Origin of the sequence: Variovorax ureilyticus, from assembly GCF_037889935.1 — a bacterium.
Taxonomy (GTDB): domain Bacteria; phylum Pseudomonadota; class Gammaproteobacteria; order Burkholderiales; family Burkholderiaceae_C; genus Variovorax; species Variovorax ureilyticus.
On sequence record NZ_JBBKZU010000009.1, the window covers coordinates 50,826 to 67,165 of the forward strand.

Annotated in this window: 14 protein-coding genes and 1 riboswitch; of the genes, 12 read left to right on the forward strand and 2 right to left on the reverse strand. The window is 67.5% G+C overall.

From position 1 onward, the window contains the following. Positions 1–79 precede the first annotated feature (79 nt). The 5 genes from WKW77_RS20490 (at position 80) to WKW77_RS20510 (ending at position 6,168) form a co-directional block, all read left to right on the forward strand. Positions 80–892 carry a DUF3047 domain-containing protein gene (locus WKW77_RS20490; protein ID WP_340358722.1) on the forward strand — a complete coding sequence of 271 codons (813 nt, stop codon included), beginning with the start codon at positions 80–82 and terminating at the stop codon, positions 890–892. 37 nt (positions 893–929) lie between these two features. Beyond that, positions 930–1,892, forward strand: coding sequence for a VTT domain-containing protein (locus tag WKW77_RS20495; RefSeq protein ID WP_340358723.1), 963 nt, complete (start codon positions 930–932; stop codon positions 1,890–1,892). Between the two features lie 91 nt (positions 1,893–1,983). Continuing rightward, positions 1,984–2,090, forward strand: a riboswitch (TPP riboswitch). Between the two features lie 86 nt (positions 2,091–2,176). After that, positions 2,177–4,060, forward strand: a complete 1,884-nt coding sequence (gene thiC, locus WKW77_RS20500; protein ID WP_340358724.1) for a phosphomethylpyrimidine synthase ThiC — start codon at positions 2,177–2,179, stop codon at positions 4,058–4,060. A gap of 38 nt (positions 4,061–4,098) precedes the next feature. Beyond that, the gene (locus WKW77_RS20505; protein WP_340358725.1) at positions 4,099–4,791 is read left to right on the forward strand and encodes an HAD family hydrolase; all 693 of its coding nucleotides are present in this window, start codon (positions 4,099–4,101) and stop codon (positions 4,789–4,791) included. Positions 4,792–4,797: 6 nt separating this feature from the next. Then, complete coding sequence (locus tag WKW77_RS20510; RefSeq protein ID WP_340358726.1) at positions 4,798–6,168, forward strand: patatin-like phospholipase family protein; 1,371 nt, start codon at positions 4,798–4,800, stop codon at positions 6,166–6,168. 42 nt (positions 6,169–6,210) lie between these two features. Here the strand turns inward: WKW77_RS20510 and WKW77_RS20515 are convergent, their stop codons facing one another. Continuing rightward, on the reverse strand, positions 6,211–6,414 hold the full coding sequence (locus WKW77_RS20515; RefSeq protein ID WP_340358727.1) for a hypothetical protein: 204 nt from the start codon (positions 6,412–6,414) through the stop codon (positions 6,211–6,213). A gap of 124 nt (positions 6,415–6,538) precedes the next feature. Continuing rightward, positions 6,539–7,582: an AraC family transcriptional regulator gene (locus WKW77_RS20520; protein WP_340358728.1), complete on the reverse strand. Its 1,044-nt coding sequence runs from the start codon at positions 7,580–7,582 to the stop codon at positions 6,539–6,541. A 127-nt stretch (positions 7,583–7,709) separates the two neighbouring features. On the opposite strand from WKW77_RS20520, the gene WKW77_RS20525 reads away from it, so the two are divergent. The 7 genes from WKW77_RS20525 (at position 7,710) to WKW77_RS20555 (ending at position 16,332) form a co-directional block, all read left to right on the forward strand. Then, the gene (locus WKW77_RS20525) at positions 7,710–8,882 is read left to right on the forward strand and encodes an isovaleryl-CoA dehydrogenase (protein WP_340358729.1); all 1,173 of its coding nucleotides are present in this window, start codon (positions 7,710–7,712) and stop codon (positions 8,880–8,882) included. Positions 8,883–8,891: 9 nt separating this feature from the next. Continuing rightward, entirely contained in the window at positions 8,892–10,595 is a 1,704-nt protein-coding gene (locus WKW77_RS20530) for an AMP-binding protein (protein ID WP_340358730.1), read from the forward strand. Next, the gene (locus WKW77_RS20535; protein WP_340358731.1) at positions 10,592–12,196 is read left to right on the forward strand and encodes a carboxyl transferase domain-containing protein; all 1,605 of its coding nucleotides are present in this window, start codon (positions 10,592–10,594) and stop codon (positions 12,194–12,196) included. Before WKW77_RS20530 ends, WKW77_RS20535 begins: the two co-directional genes overlap by 4 nt. A 158-nt stretch (positions 12,197–12,354) precedes the next feature. Next, positions 12,355–12,870 carry a DinB family protein gene (locus WKW77_RS20540; protein WP_340358732.1) on the forward strand — a complete coding sequence of 172 codons (516 nt, stop codon included), beginning with the start codon at positions 12,355–12,357 and terminating at the stop codon, positions 12,868–12,870. After that, complete coding sequence (locus tag WKW77_RS20545) at positions 12,867–13,658, forward strand: enoyl-CoA hydratase/isomerase family protein (RefSeq protein WP_340358733.1); 792 nt, start codon at positions 12,867–12,869, stop codon at positions 13,656–13,658. The genes WKW77_RS20540 and WKW77_RS20545 overlap by 4 nt, the downstream gene beginning before the upstream one ends. 15 nt (positions 13,659–13,673) lie before the next feature. Beyond that, positions 13,674–14,345 (forward strand): DUF4126 domain-containing protein, encoded by a 672-nt coding sequence (locus tag WKW77_RS20550; RefSeq protein ID WP_340358734.1) that lies wholly within the window; start codon positions 13,674–13,676, stop codon positions 14,343–14,345. Beyond that, positions 14,338–16,332, forward strand: coding sequence for an acetyl-CoA carboxylase biotin carboxylase subunit (locus tag WKW77_RS20555; protein WP_340358735.1), 1,995 nt, complete (start codon positions 14,338–14,340; stop codon positions 16,330–16,332). The genes WKW77_RS20550 and WKW77_RS20555 overlap by 8 nt, the downstream gene beginning before the upstream one ends. The last annotated feature ends 8 nt before the right edge of the window (positions 16,333–16,340 follow it).

The window sequence follows — 16,340 nt, forward strand, 5'->3', positions numbered from 1 at the left end:
CCCTCACACTTCGTCCTCGTGGGTAAAAGCGTCCAGCACGCTTGCCCGAAAGACCAACAACACGAGGCAGGAGTGCGACATGACGTTCAGCAAGACGGTTCGTAATGTGCAGTGGCGGCGCATCGCATCCGCGTTGCCGCTGGCGGCAGCGCTGCTGGCCGCTCCTCTGGTCCACGCGGCGGGCGAAGCACCGCTCCTGACGCCCTTCTCCAGTGCGCAGGGCGCGCAGGCACCGCAGCCGTGGCGCTTCACCACGCTGCCCAACAAGGCCGCCACGCGTTTCGAAGTGGTCCAGGAAGACGGCAAGCGCGTGCTCAAGGTCGATTCCGACCAGTCGTACGGCAACCTCGTGCATCCGACGCACCTGCCGCTGAACGTCAATTCGACGCTGGCATGGCGCTGGCGCGTCGACGAATTCGTGGAGGGCGCCGATCTGCGCACGCGCTCCGGCGACGACGGCGCGGCCAAGGTCTGCGTGTTCTTCGACTTCCCGACCGACAAGCTGCCGGTAAGCGAGCGCACACGCCTTGCGCTGGCGCGCAAGGCCACCGGCGAAGACGTGCCGAGCGAAGCGCTCTGCTACGTCTGGGACGCCAAGGAAGCCAAGGGCACGGCGTTCGCGAATGCCTTCACGAAGCGCGTGCGGATGTTCGTTCTCGAGTCCGGCCCGGCCTCCAAGCCCGGCACCTGGGTCGCGGAGCGCCGCAATCTGCTCGCGGACTACAAGCGCGCCTTCGCTGACGAGGCCGGCGATACAGTGCCGGACATCGTGGCGATCGCGATCTCGGCGGACTCGGACAACACGCACGGCCACGGCATCGCCTATTTCACCGACGTTGAACTGCACGGCGGACCTTCGACCCAGGAAGCGGCGACGCAACCCAAGGAATAGCCAGGCATCCATCCACCCTCACCTCCAGGTTCCGGAAATGAACGACTTCGTTGCACTACTCGCCAGCCAGGGTTCGGTCCTGGTGTTCGTCGCCACGCTGGCGGCGCGGCTGGGTGCGCCGGTGCCGGCCGTTCCTTTTCTCGTGGTGGCCGGTGGATTGACGGTCGACGGCGAGGTTTCGTTCGTCGCGGTCACGCTGGCGGCGCTCCTGGGCAACATCCTGGGCGACGGGGCATGGTTCGTTGCCGGGCGGCGCTGGGGTTATCGCGTGATGCGCCTGCTGTGCCGGATCTCGCTGTCGGCGGATTCGTGCGTCAAGCGCAGCGAGAACATCATCGGCCGCTGGGGCGGCCTGTCGCTGATCGCGGCCAAGTTCGTGCCGGGCGTGTCGGTGGTGGCGCCGCCGATGGCGGGTGCGCTGGGCATGTCGAACGCGCGCTTCCTGTCCTACGAGACGCTGGCCGCGCTGATCTGGACCCTGGGCTTCCTGCTCGTCGGGCGCGTGTTTCATGCGGCGATCCAGGATGTGCTGGCGGTGCTCTCCAGCGTGGGCGTGACCGCCGCGGCGGTGATCGCCGTGCTTCTCGGCGTCTTCGTCGCGTGGCGCTACTGGCAACGCCGGGTTGCGCTGCAGGCGGATGACGTCGATCGCATCGAAGTGGGCGCCTTGCGCGCAGCACTCTCGGCGGGCACGGACGTGACGGTGATCGACGTGCGTTCCAACGAGGCACGCCTTCTGGACGGCCGAGCCATTCCGGGGGCGATCGGCGTGTCGCTCAAGCACATTCCGTCGCGCATCGACGGTTTTGCGGATGGGCGGGAACTGGTCGTGTACTGCGATTGCCCGGAGGACGGCGGTGCCATTGCGGCGGCGCGTCTCTTCATCGCCGCGGGCGTGCCTCGCGTCCGCGTGCTGGCGGGCGGCATCGATGCATGGATGGCCGAGACCGCCGTCGAAGCGCCGGCCGCCGCGCCGATGGCCGTCGCCACTCCCGCATGATCGCCACCTGATTGCAGGCTGGTCGCCGGCTGACCCACGGCTGACTCCATCGCGCGTCGCTTGCTCCCCCGCGCAGCCAGCGCCTAGAATCGGCCCCGCTCCGGGGTGCGCGCAATGAGGCGCGCTGAGATGGCCAGAGGCCGAACCCGCGAACTTGATCTGGTTCATGCCAGCGTAAGAAGAGCTGCAACTCCCGCGATGCCCAAGGCCCATCATCCAAGGCCGGCATCCATCCCTGGAGCGATTGCGGAGCACCCCGTTGAACCCAACCTGGAGTGCCCCGCATGAATGCAGTCGACAAGTTCGCCTCCCTCCTCACGCTGACGCGTGAGCCTTTCCCCGCTTCTACCAAGAGCGCCATCACCGGCAGCCGGCCCGACCTGCGGGTGCCGGTGCGCGACGTGCTCTTGACCAACGGCGAGTGCGTGTCGCTCTACGACACCTCCGGCCCGTACACCGATCCTTCGGTCGAGATCGACGTGCGGCGCGGCCTGCCGGGCGTGCGCGAAGCGTGGATCGCCGAGCGCGGCGACACCGAGAGCTACGAAGGCCGCATCCACAAGGCCATCGACGACGGCGCGACGCACGCCGACCGCGATGCCCAGCGCATCGCCGAGCTGCGCGCCGGCGCCGCGAGCCTGCAGCGCACGCCGCGCCGCGCGAAGGCCGGCGCCAACGTCACGCAGATGCACTACGCGCGCCGCGGCATCGTCACGCCCGAGATGGAATACGTCGCGCTGCGCGAGAACGGCCGCCGCGAATGGATGGCCGAGTACATGGCCGATGCGGCGCGCGAGAAGCGCCTCGCCGGCAACCCGATGGGCGCGAGCATCCCGAAGATCATCACGCCCGAATTCGTGCGCGACGAAGTGGCGCGCGGCCGCGCGATCATCCCGGCCAACATCAACCACCCGGAAGTCGAACCGATGGCGATCGGCCGCAACTTCAAGGTCAAGATCAACGCCAACATCGGCAACTCGGCCGTGACCTCGAGCATCGAGGAAGAGGTGGAGAAGCTCGTGTGGGCGATCCGCTGGGGCGCCGACAACGTGATGGACCTTTCCACCGGCCGCAACATCCACACCACGCGCGACTGGATCGTGCGCAACAGCCCGGTGCCGATCGGCACGGTGCCGATCTACCAGGCGCTCGAGAAGGTGGGCGGCATCGCCGAGGACCTCACCTGGGAGATCTACCGCGACACGCTGATCGAGCAGGCGGAGCAGGGCGTCGACTACTTCACCATCCACGCGGGGCTGCGGCTGCCGTTCATCCACCTCACGGCCAACCGCCGCACCGGCATCGTCTCGCGCGGCGGCTCGATCATGGCCAAGTGGTGCATCGCCCATCACAAGGAGAGCTTCCTCTACACGCACTTCGAGGACATCTGCGAGATCATGAAGGCCTACGACGTGAGCTTCTCGCTCGGCGACGGCCTGCGGCCCGGCTGCGCCTCGGATGCCAACGACGAGGCCCAGTTCGCCGAGCTGCGCACGCTCGGCGAGCTCACGCAGATCGCGTGGAAGCACGATGTGCAGACCATGATCGAAGGCCCGGGCCATGTGCCGATGCACCTGATCCAGGCCAACATGGACGAGCAGCTCAAGCACTGCCACGAGGCGCCCTTCTACACGCTCGGCCCGCTGACCATCGACATCGCGCCGGGCTACGACCACATCGCCAGCGCGATCGGCGCCGCGATGATCGGCTGGTTCGGCACCGCGATGCTGTGCTACGTCACGCCGAAGGAGCACCTGGGCCTGCCGGACCGCGACGATGTGAAGCAGGGGATCATCGCGTACAAGATCGCGGCGCATGCGGCGGACGTCGCCAAGGGGCACCCCGGTGCGCGGGCGCGCGACGACGCGCTCTCGCAGGCGCGCTTCGACTTCCGCTGGCAGGACCAGTTCAACCTGGGCCTCGACCCCGACACCGCGCGCGAATTCCACGACGAGACGCTGCCCAAGGACAGCAGCAAGGTCGCGCACTTCTGCTCGATGTGCGGGCCGAAGTTCTGCTCGATGAAGATCACGCAGGAAGTGCGCGAGTACGCGGCGCAGAAGGGCCTCGACGAAGGCGCCGCCGTCGAGGCGGGCATGGCCGGCAAGTCCGCCGAATTCAAGGCGGGCGGCGGCGAGATCTACATCCCGGTCAAGCCCGTCGTCTGACATGGAGCTGAAAGGGCTTCGTTGATAGGATCGGCGCCATGAGTGCCTTTCCTTTCGATGCCGTCCTTTTTGATTGCGACGGCGTCCTCGTCGACTCCGAACCCATCACCAATCGCGTCCTGGCAGAAATGCTCGGCGAACTGGGCTGGGCGTTGACCGTCGATGAATGCATGCGCATCTTCACCGGCAAGGCGGTCAAGGACGAGGCGACGCTGATCGAGGCGCGAACCGGCTTCAGGCTCACGCCGCAGTGGCTCGTCGGCTTCCGTGAGCGGCGCAACGTCGCGCTGGAGCGCGAACTCGTGGCCATTCCGGGCGCTGCAACCGCCGTGCGGGCGCTGCATGCGGCGCTCGAAGGCCGCATCGCCTGCGCATCGGGCGCAGATCGCTTCAAGGTCGAACTGCAGCTCGACAAGATCGGCATCCTCGACTGCTTCAAGGGCCGGGTCTTCAGCGGGCACGAGATGCCGCGCTCCAAGCCGGCGCCCGACGTGTACCTCGCGGCGGCGGAGGCGCTCGGCGTCGATCCGGCGCGCTGCGCGGTGGTCGAGGACACGGTCACCGGTGCCAGCGCCGGGGTTGCGGCCGGTGCGACCGTCTTCGGCTACAGCCCGAGCGAGCTGGGCCACAGCGGGCCCGAGGCGCTGCGCGCAGTCGGCGCAGCGCATGTGTTCACGGACATGGCGCAGCTTCCCGGGCTGCTTGCCGATTGGCGTCTCGTCCCAGCCTGAGCACTTATGCGGGGCCTGCGCGCGTTCTGGCCTCTCCTGATCGCGGCATGCCTTTCGGCCTGCTCGTCGCTGCGGCCGTGGATCAACGACCCGCTGCCTGAGAATCCGCCCCCGCGATCGATCGTCATCGCGACCGCGCAGCGCGATCCGACCATCCTGGTGGCGGTCACGCTGTCCGGCGGCGGTGCGCGCGCGGCGGCTTTCGGCTTTGGCGTGCTCGAGGAACTGCGCGACACCAGGTTCCAGTGGAACGGCCGCGAGACCGACCTGCTCAACGCGACCGACGTCATCAGCGGTGTCTCGGGCGGGAGCATCCTGGCGGCCTACTACGCGGCTTTCGGCGCCGAGGGCCTGCCGAATTTCGAAACCATCTTCCTGCGCCAGAACTTCCAGAACAGCCTGATCCTGCAGGCGCTGCGGCCGAGCAGCCTGCACGACCTGAGTTCGCCCTGGTACGGCCGCTCGCATCTGCTGGCCCGGCGGCTCGACGAGATCTACCAGGGCAAGACCTACGGCGACATCGAGAACGATCCGCGGCACCCGCAACTGGTGATCGCGGCGACGGACATGTCGCTCGGAACTCCCTTCGAATTCACGCAGGACCAGTTCGAGCTGATCTGCTCCGACCTGCAGAGCGTGCCGCTGTCCTTCGCGGTCGCGGCTTCGTCGGCGGTGCCGGTGCTCCTGAGCCCGATGACGCTCAAGAACCACTCCCAGGAGTGCCGCGACCGGGGCATCACGCCGCGCCTGGCCACCGTCGGCGGCGCGAACTACCGCGCGCGCATGTTCCGCATGCAGGCGAACAGCTATCTCGACGCCGAAGCGCGGCCCTTCATCCACCTGGTCGACGGCGGAGTCGCGGACAACCTCGCCGTGCGGCGGCTGCTCGACCGGGCGCTGCTCGGCGGTGGGCTTCGCGAGAGCTTCGAGGAGGTCGGCATCCCGCCGGGCAGCGTGCGGAAACTGGTGGTGATCAGCGTGAATTCGGCGCGCGACCCGGCCAACAACGTCGACCAGAGCGACCGGGTGCCCGGCATGCGCCAGGTGACGGACACGCTGCTTTTCGGCGCCGGGGCGCGCGCCACGCTGGAGACGCAGGAGTTCCTTCTGGATACCGCTCGGCAGTGGCGAGAAGACCTGCGCCGCCGGAGCGCCGGCGCCGATGCCTTCGCGCCCGACGCGGAAATCCACGTGGTGCAGGCCAACCTGCGGGATGCGGCGGATGGCGAATTGCGGCTGCGCTTGTTACAAGTGCCGACCGCGTTTTCCATCAGCGACGAGGAGGTCACCCGCCTGATCGCCGCCGGCCGCAGCGCGATGCGGCGCTCCGCCGATTTCCAGGCGCTGAGACGGTCGCTGGGGGTGAAAGACGATTGAGACGCGCGGGCGGGAGCAGGACCGCCCGGGAGGGGAAAAGTATCAGCGGTTGCCGAGCGCGGAGGCGGCCTTGGCCACGGCGACCAGCGACTGGGTCATGGCCTGCGCACGGCCCGCCCACATGTTCATGACCAGTTGGTCGGCGTTCTCGTTCACGAAAGCCCCGTTGCGCGTGCGTCCCGACGTGGCGATGAAATCCATCAGATCGGCGAAATCGCTGCTGTCGGTGTCGGGAATTTGTTGCATTTCGTAATACTAGGGCCGTACTGATGAGCTGCCGGGCTCGGAGGCACTCCTGGAGCGCTTCCGTCGCGGAATTGTTCACGGATTAACTGAGGAAAGCCGGACTTGGCGTGTAGGAGAAGTTCGCTCAAACGGCGCTGCGCTGGAGCAGTCCCCGCTGCCTGAACGCCCCGGGCGTCAGCCCGCTCCAGGCACGGAACGCCCGCGAAAAGCTCTTTTCGTTGCGAAAACCCACCGCCAGCGCGATCTGCTTGATCGGCCGTTCGGTGCGGCGGAGTTGTTCGGCGGCGAGTTCGTGGCGCACCTCGTCCTTCAGCGCCTGGAGCGAGATGCCTTCTTCCTGCAACTGGCGGTGCAGGGTGCGGCTGGAGAGGTTCAGCAGCGCCGCGATCGATTCGGCGTTGCCGGCCTCCGGGCCCCGGGTGCGCAGCAGTTCGCGCACGCGCTGGCCCAGCAGCCGGTCGCGCCGGTATTGCAGCACCGTCAGCGGCAGGGCGCGCCGGAGCATCGTCCGCAGCGCGCGCTCGTCTCGCAGCAGGGGCATCGCGAGGTAACGCTCGTCGAAGCTGTAGCTGGCGCGCTCGACGCCGAAGCGCAGTTCGCCGCCGAACATCAGCGGATAGGCGTCGCGGTGGCGCGGCGGCGCGTAGGGGAAGGCGGCCGCGCTCAGCGACACGCGCGAATCGATCGCCCAGCTGGCGTAGCCGTGCAGGAACCGGAGGCTGGTGACCAGGCAGAACTCGCGGAACGGGCCGAGGTCGCGGCGTTCGGTGATCGCCACGGTCGCCGTGCCGCCGGCCGTCGACAGGTCGAGCGCGATGTCGTCCGTGAGCAGGCGGTGGTGGCGGCACCAGCGCTTGATCGCCACGCCGAGGTCGGGCGCGCCGAGCGATGCGCGGCAGAGCATCCCGTAGGTGCCCCAGGGCAGGCGGCGCGAGAACCAGCCGAGCGCCTCGTCGTCGAGCTCCTGCATCGCGAAGCCCGACAGCACCTCGAACTGCGCCGCCGTCACCCGGGCGTCGGGGTTTTCCACCTCATGCGGCGCGATCTGTGCCTCCGCCAAGGCGGCCGACGGGTCCATGCCGTAGCGCTCATAGCCCAGCGTGATGGCTTTGACGAAGGCCATCGGCGTGGCCGCGCGGCGGCTGCTGCGGAGGGGGGACGAGGACATGAGCGGGCGTCAGAGAGTGGCGCGATTTGCAACCATTGTGGCGCCAATTGCAACGGCACACGGCGTAAGCTGCAACTTTTCCGCGCGTGACTTGTCGCGCGCCGCCGACCCCACAGGAGACAACCCTATGCACGATCCCGGCCTGAACTTCGACCTGGGCGACACCATCGATTCGCTGCGCGATGCCATCCAGCACTTCGCCGCCGAGGAAATCGCGCCGCGCGCGGCCGCCATCGACCGCGACAACCTGTTCCCGCACGACCTGTGGAAGAAGCTCGGCGACCTCGGCCTGCACGGCATGACCGTGAGCGAGGAATACGGCGGCACCGAGCTCGGCTACCTCGCGCACATCGTGGCGATGGAGGAAGTCTCGCGCGCCTCGGCGTCGGTCGGCCTCTCGTACGGCGCGCACTCCAACCTGTGCGTGAACCAGATCCACCGCAACGGCAGCGAGGCGCAGAAGAAGAAATACCTGCCCAAGCTGGTGAGCGGCGAACACGTCGGCGCCCTGGCGATGAGCGAGCCCAACGCCGGCTCCGACGTGGTCAGCATGAAGCTGCGCGCCGAGAAGAAGGGCGACCGCTACGTGCTCAACGGCGGCAAGATGTGGATCACCAACGGCGGCGACGCCGACACGCTGGTGATCTACGCCAAGACCGAGCCCGAGATGGGCGCGCGCGGCATGACCGCCTTCATCGTCGAGAAGGGCTTCAAGGGCTTCTCGGCCGGCACCAAGCTCGACAAGCTCGGCATGCGCGGATCGAACACCTTCCCGCTCTTCTTCGACAACTGCGAAGTGCCGGAAGAAAACGTGCTCGGCGGCGAAGGCATGGGCGCCAAGGTGCTGATGAGCGGCCTCGATTACGAACGCGCGGTGCTCTCGGGTGGCCCGTTGGGCATCATGGCCGCGTGCATGGACACGGTGCTGCCCTTCATTCACGAGCGCAAGCAGTTCGGCCAGAGCATCGGCGAGTTCCAGCTGATGCAGGGCAAGGTGGCCGACATGTATTCGACCTGGCAGGCCACCCGCGCCTACGTGTACGCGGTCGGCAAGGCCTGCGACCGCAACGACCATGCGCGCACCTTCCGCAAGGATGCGGCCGGAGCGATCCTTTACTCGGCCGAGAAAGCGACGTGGATGGCCGGCGAGGCGATCCAGGCGCTCGGCGGCGTGGGCTACACCAAGGACTTCCCGGTCGAGCGCCTGTGGCGCGATGCCAAGCTCTACGAGATCGGCGCGGGCACCAGCGAAATCCGCCGCATGCTGATCGGCCGCGAACTGTTCAGCGAGACCGCCTGAGGAGGCGCCATGACCACGAAGCCCAGCATCGCTCAAGGCGCCACCGACGTGCCGCTGATCGAGCAGACGATCGGCGATTTCTTCGACGACATGGCCGCGCGGCAAGGCGACCGCGATGCGCTGGTCAGCGCGCACGAGAAGAAGCGCCTGAGCTACCTTGAACTGCAGCGCGAATCGAACCGGCTCGCCAGCGCGCTCTTCAAGCTCGGACTTCGGCCCGGCGACCGCGTCGGCATCTGGTCGCACAACAACGTGCCATGGGTGCTGATGCAGCTTGCGACCGCGAAGGCCGGGATCATCCTGGTCAACATCAACCCGGCCTACCGCACCTCGGAGCTCGAATACGCGCTCAACAAGGTCGCGTGCAAGGCGCTGGTGACGATGAAGAGCTTCAAGACCAGCGACTACGTCGGGATGCTGCGCGAGCTGGCGCCCGAACTCGCAACCGCGCAGCCCGGCGAGCTGCAGGCCGCGCGGCTGCCCCACCTGCGCACCGTGGCGTGGATCGACACACCGGCCGACAGCGGCGAGCTGCCGGGGCTGATGCGCTTCTCTGCGCTGCTCGAAAGCGGCTCGGCCGACGATGCGAAAGTCGCCGCCACGTCGAAGACGCTGCGGGCGACGGACCCGATCAACATCCAGTTCACCAGCGGCACCACGGGCTTTCCGAAGGGCGCGACGCTCACGCATCGCAACATCCTCAACAACGGCTTCTTCATCGGCGAGTGCATGAAGCTCACGCCGGAGGATCGCCTCTGCATCCCGGTGCCGCTCTACCACTGCTTCGGCATGGTGCTCGGCAACCTCGCGTGCCTCACGCACGGCAGCACCATCGTCTACCCGAACGACGGCTTCGATCCGATCACGGTGCTGCAGACGGTGCAGGCCGAGAAGTGCACCGGCTTGCACGGCGTGCCGACCATGTTCATCGCCGAGCTGGACCATCCGCGCTTCAAGGAGTTCGATCTTTCGACGCTGCGCACCGGCATCATGGCCGGCTCGCCGTGCCCGACCGAAGTGATGAAGCGCGTGGTGGAGCAGATGCACCTGCGCGAGATCACCATCGCCTACGGCATGACCGAGACCAGCCCGGTGAGCTGCCAGAGCTCCACCGACACGCCGCTCGAAAAGCGCGTGTCGACGGTCGGCACGGTGCAGCCGCACCTGGAGATCAAGATCATCGACCCGGCCAGCGGCGACATCGTCCCGCGCGGCCAGTCCGGCGAGTTCTGCACCCGCGGCTATTCGGTGATGCATGGCTACTGGGAAGACCCCGAGAAGACCCGCGAAGCCATCGACTCCGACGGCTGGATGCACACCGGCGACCTCGCGACGATGGACGACGAGGGCTACGTCAACATCGTCGGCCGCATCAAGGACCTCGTGATCCGCGGCGGCGAGAACATCTATCCGCGCGAGATCGAGGAATTCCTCTACCGCCACCCGAAGGTGCAGGACGTGCAGGTGGTCGGCCTGCCCGACAAGAAGTACGGCGAAGAGCTCTGCGCCTGGATCATCGTCAAGCCGGGCCAGACCGCGACGGCCGACGAGATCCGCGACTTCTGCAAGGGCCAGATCGCGCACTACAAGGTGCCGCGCTACATCGAGTTCGTCACCGAATTCCCGATGACCGTGACCGGCAAGATCCAGAAATTCAAGATCCGCGAAGCGATGAAGGGGCGCCTCGGCCTCGACGAAGAAAGAACTGCATGAAGCTGGAGACCCAACTCAACGCCCGTTCGGCCGAATTCCAGGCCAATGCCACCGCGATGCGCGCGCTGGTCGACGACCTGCGCGAGCAGTTCGCCAAGGTCGAGGCGGGCGGCGGCGAGGCCGCGCGCAGCAAGCACACCGCGCGCGGCAAGCTGCTGCCTCGCGACCGTGTAGCACAGCTTCTCGACCCCGGCACGCCGTTCCTCGAAATCGCGCCGCTGGCGGCGCATGCGATGTACCACGGCGCGGCGCCCGGTGCGGGCCTGATCGCGGGCATCGGCCGCGTGAGCGGCGTCGACTGCATGATCGTGTGCAACGACGCGACGGTGAAGGGCGGCACCTACTACCCGATGACCGTCAAGAAGCACCTGCGCGCGCAGGAGATCGCCGAGCAGAACCGCCTGCCGTGCATCTACCTCGTCGATTCGGGCGGCGCGAACCTGCCGAACCAGGACGAGGTGTTCCCGGACCGCGAGCACTTCGGCCGCATCTTCTACAACCAGGCCAACATGAGTGCGCAGGGCATCTCGCAGATCGCGGTGGTGATGGGCTCGTGCACCGCGGGCGGCGCCTACGTTCCGGCGATGAGCGACGAAAGCATCATCGTGAAGAACCAGGGCACCATCTTCCTGGGCGGCCCGCCGCTGGTGAAGGCGGCGACCGGCGAGGTCGTGACGGCGGAAGACCTCGGCGGGGGCGACGTGCACACGCGCCTGTCGGGCGTGGCCGATCACCTCGCGCAGAACGACCTGCATGCACTCGCGCTGGCGCGCACGGCGGTCAAGAACCTGGGCGAAAACCGGGCGCAAGCGCCCGGTCCTTCTGTGGTTTGCGCCCCCTCCTATCCTGCGGAGGAGTTGTATGGCGTGATCCCCGTCGACACCCGCAAGCCCTTCGACGTGCGCGAGATCATCGCGCGCATCGTCGACGGCAGCGAGTTCCACGAGTTCAAGGCCCGCTTCGGCAACACGCTGGTTTGCGGCTTCGCCGAAATCGAGGGAATGCCGGTGGGCATCGTCGCCAACAACGGCATCCTGTTCTCCGAATCGGCGCAGAAGGGCGCGCACTTCATCGAGCTGTGCTGCCAGCGCAAGATCCCGCTGGTGTTCCTGCAGAACATCACCGGCTTCATGGTCGGCCGCAAGTACGAGAACGAAGGCATCGCGCGCCACGGCGCGAAGATGGTGACGGCGGTGGCCACGGCCAACGTGCCCAAGTTCACGATCATCATCGGCGGCAGCTTCGGCGCGGGCAACTACGGCATGTGCGGCCGCGCGTACTCGCCGCGCTTCCTCTGGATGTGGCCCAACGCGCGCATCAGCGTGATGGGCGGCGAGCAGGCCGCGAGCGTGCTGGCCACGGTCAAGCGCGACGGCATCGAGGCCAAGGGCGGCCAATGGAGCGCGGACGAGGAAGAAGCCTTCAAGGCCCCGATCCGCCAGCAGTACGAGGTGCAGGGCCATCCCTACTACGCCACGGCGCGGCTGTGGGACGACGGCATCATCGACCCCGCCGACACGCGCCGCGTGCTGGCGCTCGGGCTGGCCGCCGCGCGCAACGCGCCGATCCCCGAGCCGAAGTTCGGCGTCTTCCGCATGTAGGTTTGCCATGCGAGCCACGACGCATGAAACTGGCGCAGCCCATTCCAGGGCACCCGCGGAACCGGCTTTGCCGGGCCGCTGGGTGCGCCCCCCTCCCGCCGAAGGCGAGAGAGGGGGGAGCCGCGAAGCGGCTTGGGGGGTGTTTTGAAAGGTCCGTCATGACGCTGCCGAACTACTTCGCGAGCCTCGCGCGCTATCACGTCTGGGCCACGCAAAAGCTGATCGACACGAATCTGCGCGGCCTGTCGGACGATGACTGGCACCGCGATTGCGGGCTGTTCTTTCGTTCGGTGCACCGCACGGTGAACCACCTTCTCTTGACCGACAACATCTGGTTCTCGCGCTTCGCCGAAGGTCGCTCACAGCGCGTGCCGCTCGACACCGAACTGCACCAGGACCGCGCCGAAGTCTGCAAGGCGCTCGGCAAGGCGGTGACGCGCTGGAGCCCATGGCTCACGACGCTAACGCCGGATCGCTTCGACGGCGACCTGAGCTATGTGCGCAACAACGGCGAGCAGGTGCGCATTCCCTTCGCGCCGGCGCTCGGCCATGTCTTCAACCATGCGACCCACCACCGCGGCCAGCTCACGGCCGCATTGACGGCAATGGTCCATCCGGGCCCGGAACTCGATTGGGTCTATCTCCTGCAACAAGAGGCACGTTCCCCCACATGAGCACATCGTTCACCACACTCGAACTGTCCATCGAAGGCGCGGTCGCGCGCATCTGGCTCAACCGGCCCGAACTGCGCAATGCCTTCGACGACGTCGTGATCGCCGAATTGACGCAGGCGTTCGTCGAAGCGGGCGAGGCGCCGCAGGTCAGGGCCATCGTCCTTGGCGCGAACGGGCCGGCCTTCTGCGCGGGCGCGAACCTCAACTGGATGAAGCGCATGGCCGACTACACGCGTGACGAGAACGTCGCCGATGCAGGCAAGCTGGCGACCATGCTGCGCACCATCGCCGACTGCCCCAAGCCCACCATCGCGTGCGTGCAGGGCGATGTCTACGCGGGCGGCGTGGGCCTGGTGGCCGCGTGCGACATCGCGGTCAGCGTGGACACCGCGTGGTATTGCCTGAGCGAAGTGAAGATCGGCCTGATCCCGGCGACCATCAGCCCCTACGTGCTGCGCGCGATGGGCACGCGTGCGGCGCAACGGTATTTCCTGACGGCGGAGCGCTTCTCCGCGGCGGAGGCGCATCGCATCGGCTTCGTGCACGAGGTGGTTGCCGCCGATGCGCTCGATGCCAAGGTGGCCGAGATCGCGAAGGCACTGACCGGGGCGAGTCCCGCCGCGGTGCGCGCCTGCAAGACCTTGATCGCCGACGTCGCCGGCCAGGACATCGACGACGCGCTGATCGCGAAGACGGTGCAGGGCATCGCCGACATCCGCGCGAGCGAAGAGGGCCGCGAAGGCGTCCGGTCCTTCCTCGAAAAGCGCAAGCCCGGTTGGCTCGCCTGACGGAACGGACGCATCGTGGACTCGTTGGACATGCCTCAATTGCTCGCGCTGGCCGCGGCATTGGGCTGGGCCAGCGGCGTGCGGTTGTATCTGGTGGTGCTGCTCACTGGCCTTGCCGGCTATCTGGGCTGGATTCAGTTGCCGGGCGGCCTCCAGTTGCTGGCACATCCCGTGGTGCTGGTCGCAAGCGGCTTCATGGTGTTCGTCGAGTTCTTCGCCGACAAGATTCCCGGGCTCGATTCGCTGTGGGACATGGTCCACACCGTGATCCGCATCCCGGCCGGAGCCGCTCTGGCGGCGGGCGTATTCGGTGCCGACCATGCGGTGATGGCGCTCGTCGCGGCGCTGCTGGGCGGCGGCTTCGCGGCCACGGCGCATGCGGCCAAGGCGACCACGCGCGCGGCCATCAACACCTCGCCGGAACCCTTCACCAATGTCGGCGCATCGCTCGTCGAAGACAGCATGGTGCCGGCCGGGCTCTGGCTCGCGGTCGCGCATCCGCTGGTGTTCGGCATCCTCTTCATCGCCGTGCTCGTGCTCAGCGTGTGGCTGATCCACAAGAGCTGGCGCTTCCTCAGATCCCTCTTCGCCCGCGTGGCCCGCATCTTCAGCGGGCGGCCCGATCCCGGTGTGACGCCGGCCTTCCAGCTCAAGAAGAATCCCCCTGGAGACTCATCGAATGTTTAAGAAGATCCTGATCGCCAATCGCGGCGAGATCGCCTGTCGTGTGGCTGCCACCGCCCGTCGCATGGCCGTGCGCACCGTCGCGGTGTATTCCGATGCCGACGCGCACGCCAACCACGTGCGCGCCTGCGACGAATCGGTCCACCTCGGCGGCAGCGCGCCGAAGGAAAGCTACCTGCGCTGGGAAAAGATCCTCGAAGCCGCCAAGGCGAAGGGTGCCGAAGCGGTACACCCGGGCTACGGCTTCCTGAGCGAGAACGAGGAATTCGCGCAGGCCTGCGCCGATGCGGGCCTGGTCTTCATCGGCCCGCCGCCCTCGGCGATCAAGGCGATGGGCCTCAAGGCCGAATCCAAGCAACTCATGGAAAAGGCCGATGTGCCGCTGGTGCCCGGCTACCACGGCAGCGACCAGAACCCTGAACTGCTGCAGCGAGAAGCTGACCGCATCGGCTACCCCGTGCTCATCAAGGCGAGCGCCGGCGGCGGCGGCAAGGGCATGCGCATCGTCGAGAAGAAGGGCGACTTCGCCGCCGCGCTCGCCTCGTGCCAGCGGGAGGCGATCAACAGCTTCGGCGACGACGCGGTGCTGATCGAGAAGTACGTACAGCGCCCGCGCCACATCGAGATCCAGGTCTTCGGCGACATGCACGGCAACTATGTCTATCTGTTCGAGCGCGACTGCTCGGTGCAGCGCCGCCATCAGAAGGTACTGGAGGAAGCGCCCGCGCCCGGCATGACCGAGGCGATGCGCAGGCAGATGGGCGAAGCGGCCGTTGCGGCCGCACGCGCGGTGAACTACGTCGGGGCAGGCACGGTGGAATTCATCGTCGAGCAGCGCGACGACGGCAGCATGAACTTCTTCTTCATGGAGATGAACACGCGCCTGCAGGTGGAGCACCCCGTGACCGAGGCGATCACCGGCCTGGACCTCGTCGAATGGCAGTTGCGCGTGGCCTCGGGCGAGCCGCTGCCGCTCAAGCAGGAGCAGTTGCAGATCCACGGCCACGCGATCGAGGCGCGCATCTGCGCCGAGAATCCCGACAACAACTTCCTGCCTGCCACCGGCACGCTGCACGTCTATCGCAAGCCGCAGGCCACCGCCTTCCAGCGCAGCCGCGTGCGCATCGACGACGGCGTGCGCGAAGGCGGCGTGATCTCGCCCTTCTACGATTCGATGATCGCCAAGCTCATCGTGCACGGCGCAACGCGCGAAGAGGCGCTCGCGCGGCTCGATCAGGCGCTGGCGCAGATTCACATCGTGGGCGTGGCGACCAATGTGCAGTTCCTGCGCGGCATCCTGCGCACCGATTCGTTCGCCCAGGCGAAGCTCGACACCGCCTTGATCGAGCGCGAGCGCGCGGTGCTGTTCGACCAGGAGCCGCTGGGGCTTCCGCTCGCAGCGGCCGCATCGATCGCGAAGACCCTTCTTGCCGAACGCGCGACGGCGAGCGCCGATCCCTTCAGCCGCCGCGACGGCTGGCAGTCGCACGGCATCGCCGCGCGGCCCTTCGAGTTCGAGTTCCGCGGCGAGACGAAGAGCGCCCAGCTGCGCTATCTGCATGGCGGCGCGCTCGCACTCAGCGTGGGGGATGTTTCCGGCCCGCTGGAGATCGGCAGCTTCCCGACGGGCGAAATCGAACTGATGTTCGACGGCCACCGCCACACGCTCAACGTCTACGAGGACCAGTCGACCGCGCACGTTTTCGCCGCCGATGGCGCGACCCGGATCACCGCGATCGACCGCCTCGCGCACGCGGGCGACACGCACGCCGAAGGGGGCCGCCTCACCGCCCCGATGCCGGGCAAGGTGGTGTCCTTCGCGGTCAAGGCGGGCGACAAAGTCAGCCGGGGCCAGGCGCTGGCGGTGATGGAGGCGATGAAGATGGAGCACACCATCGCCGCGCCCGCGGACGGGACGGTCGAGGAGTTGCTTTTCGCGCCGGGCGACCAGGTCACCGAGGGGGCGGAGCTGCTTCGGCTGGCGGCTTAAGCTCGGGG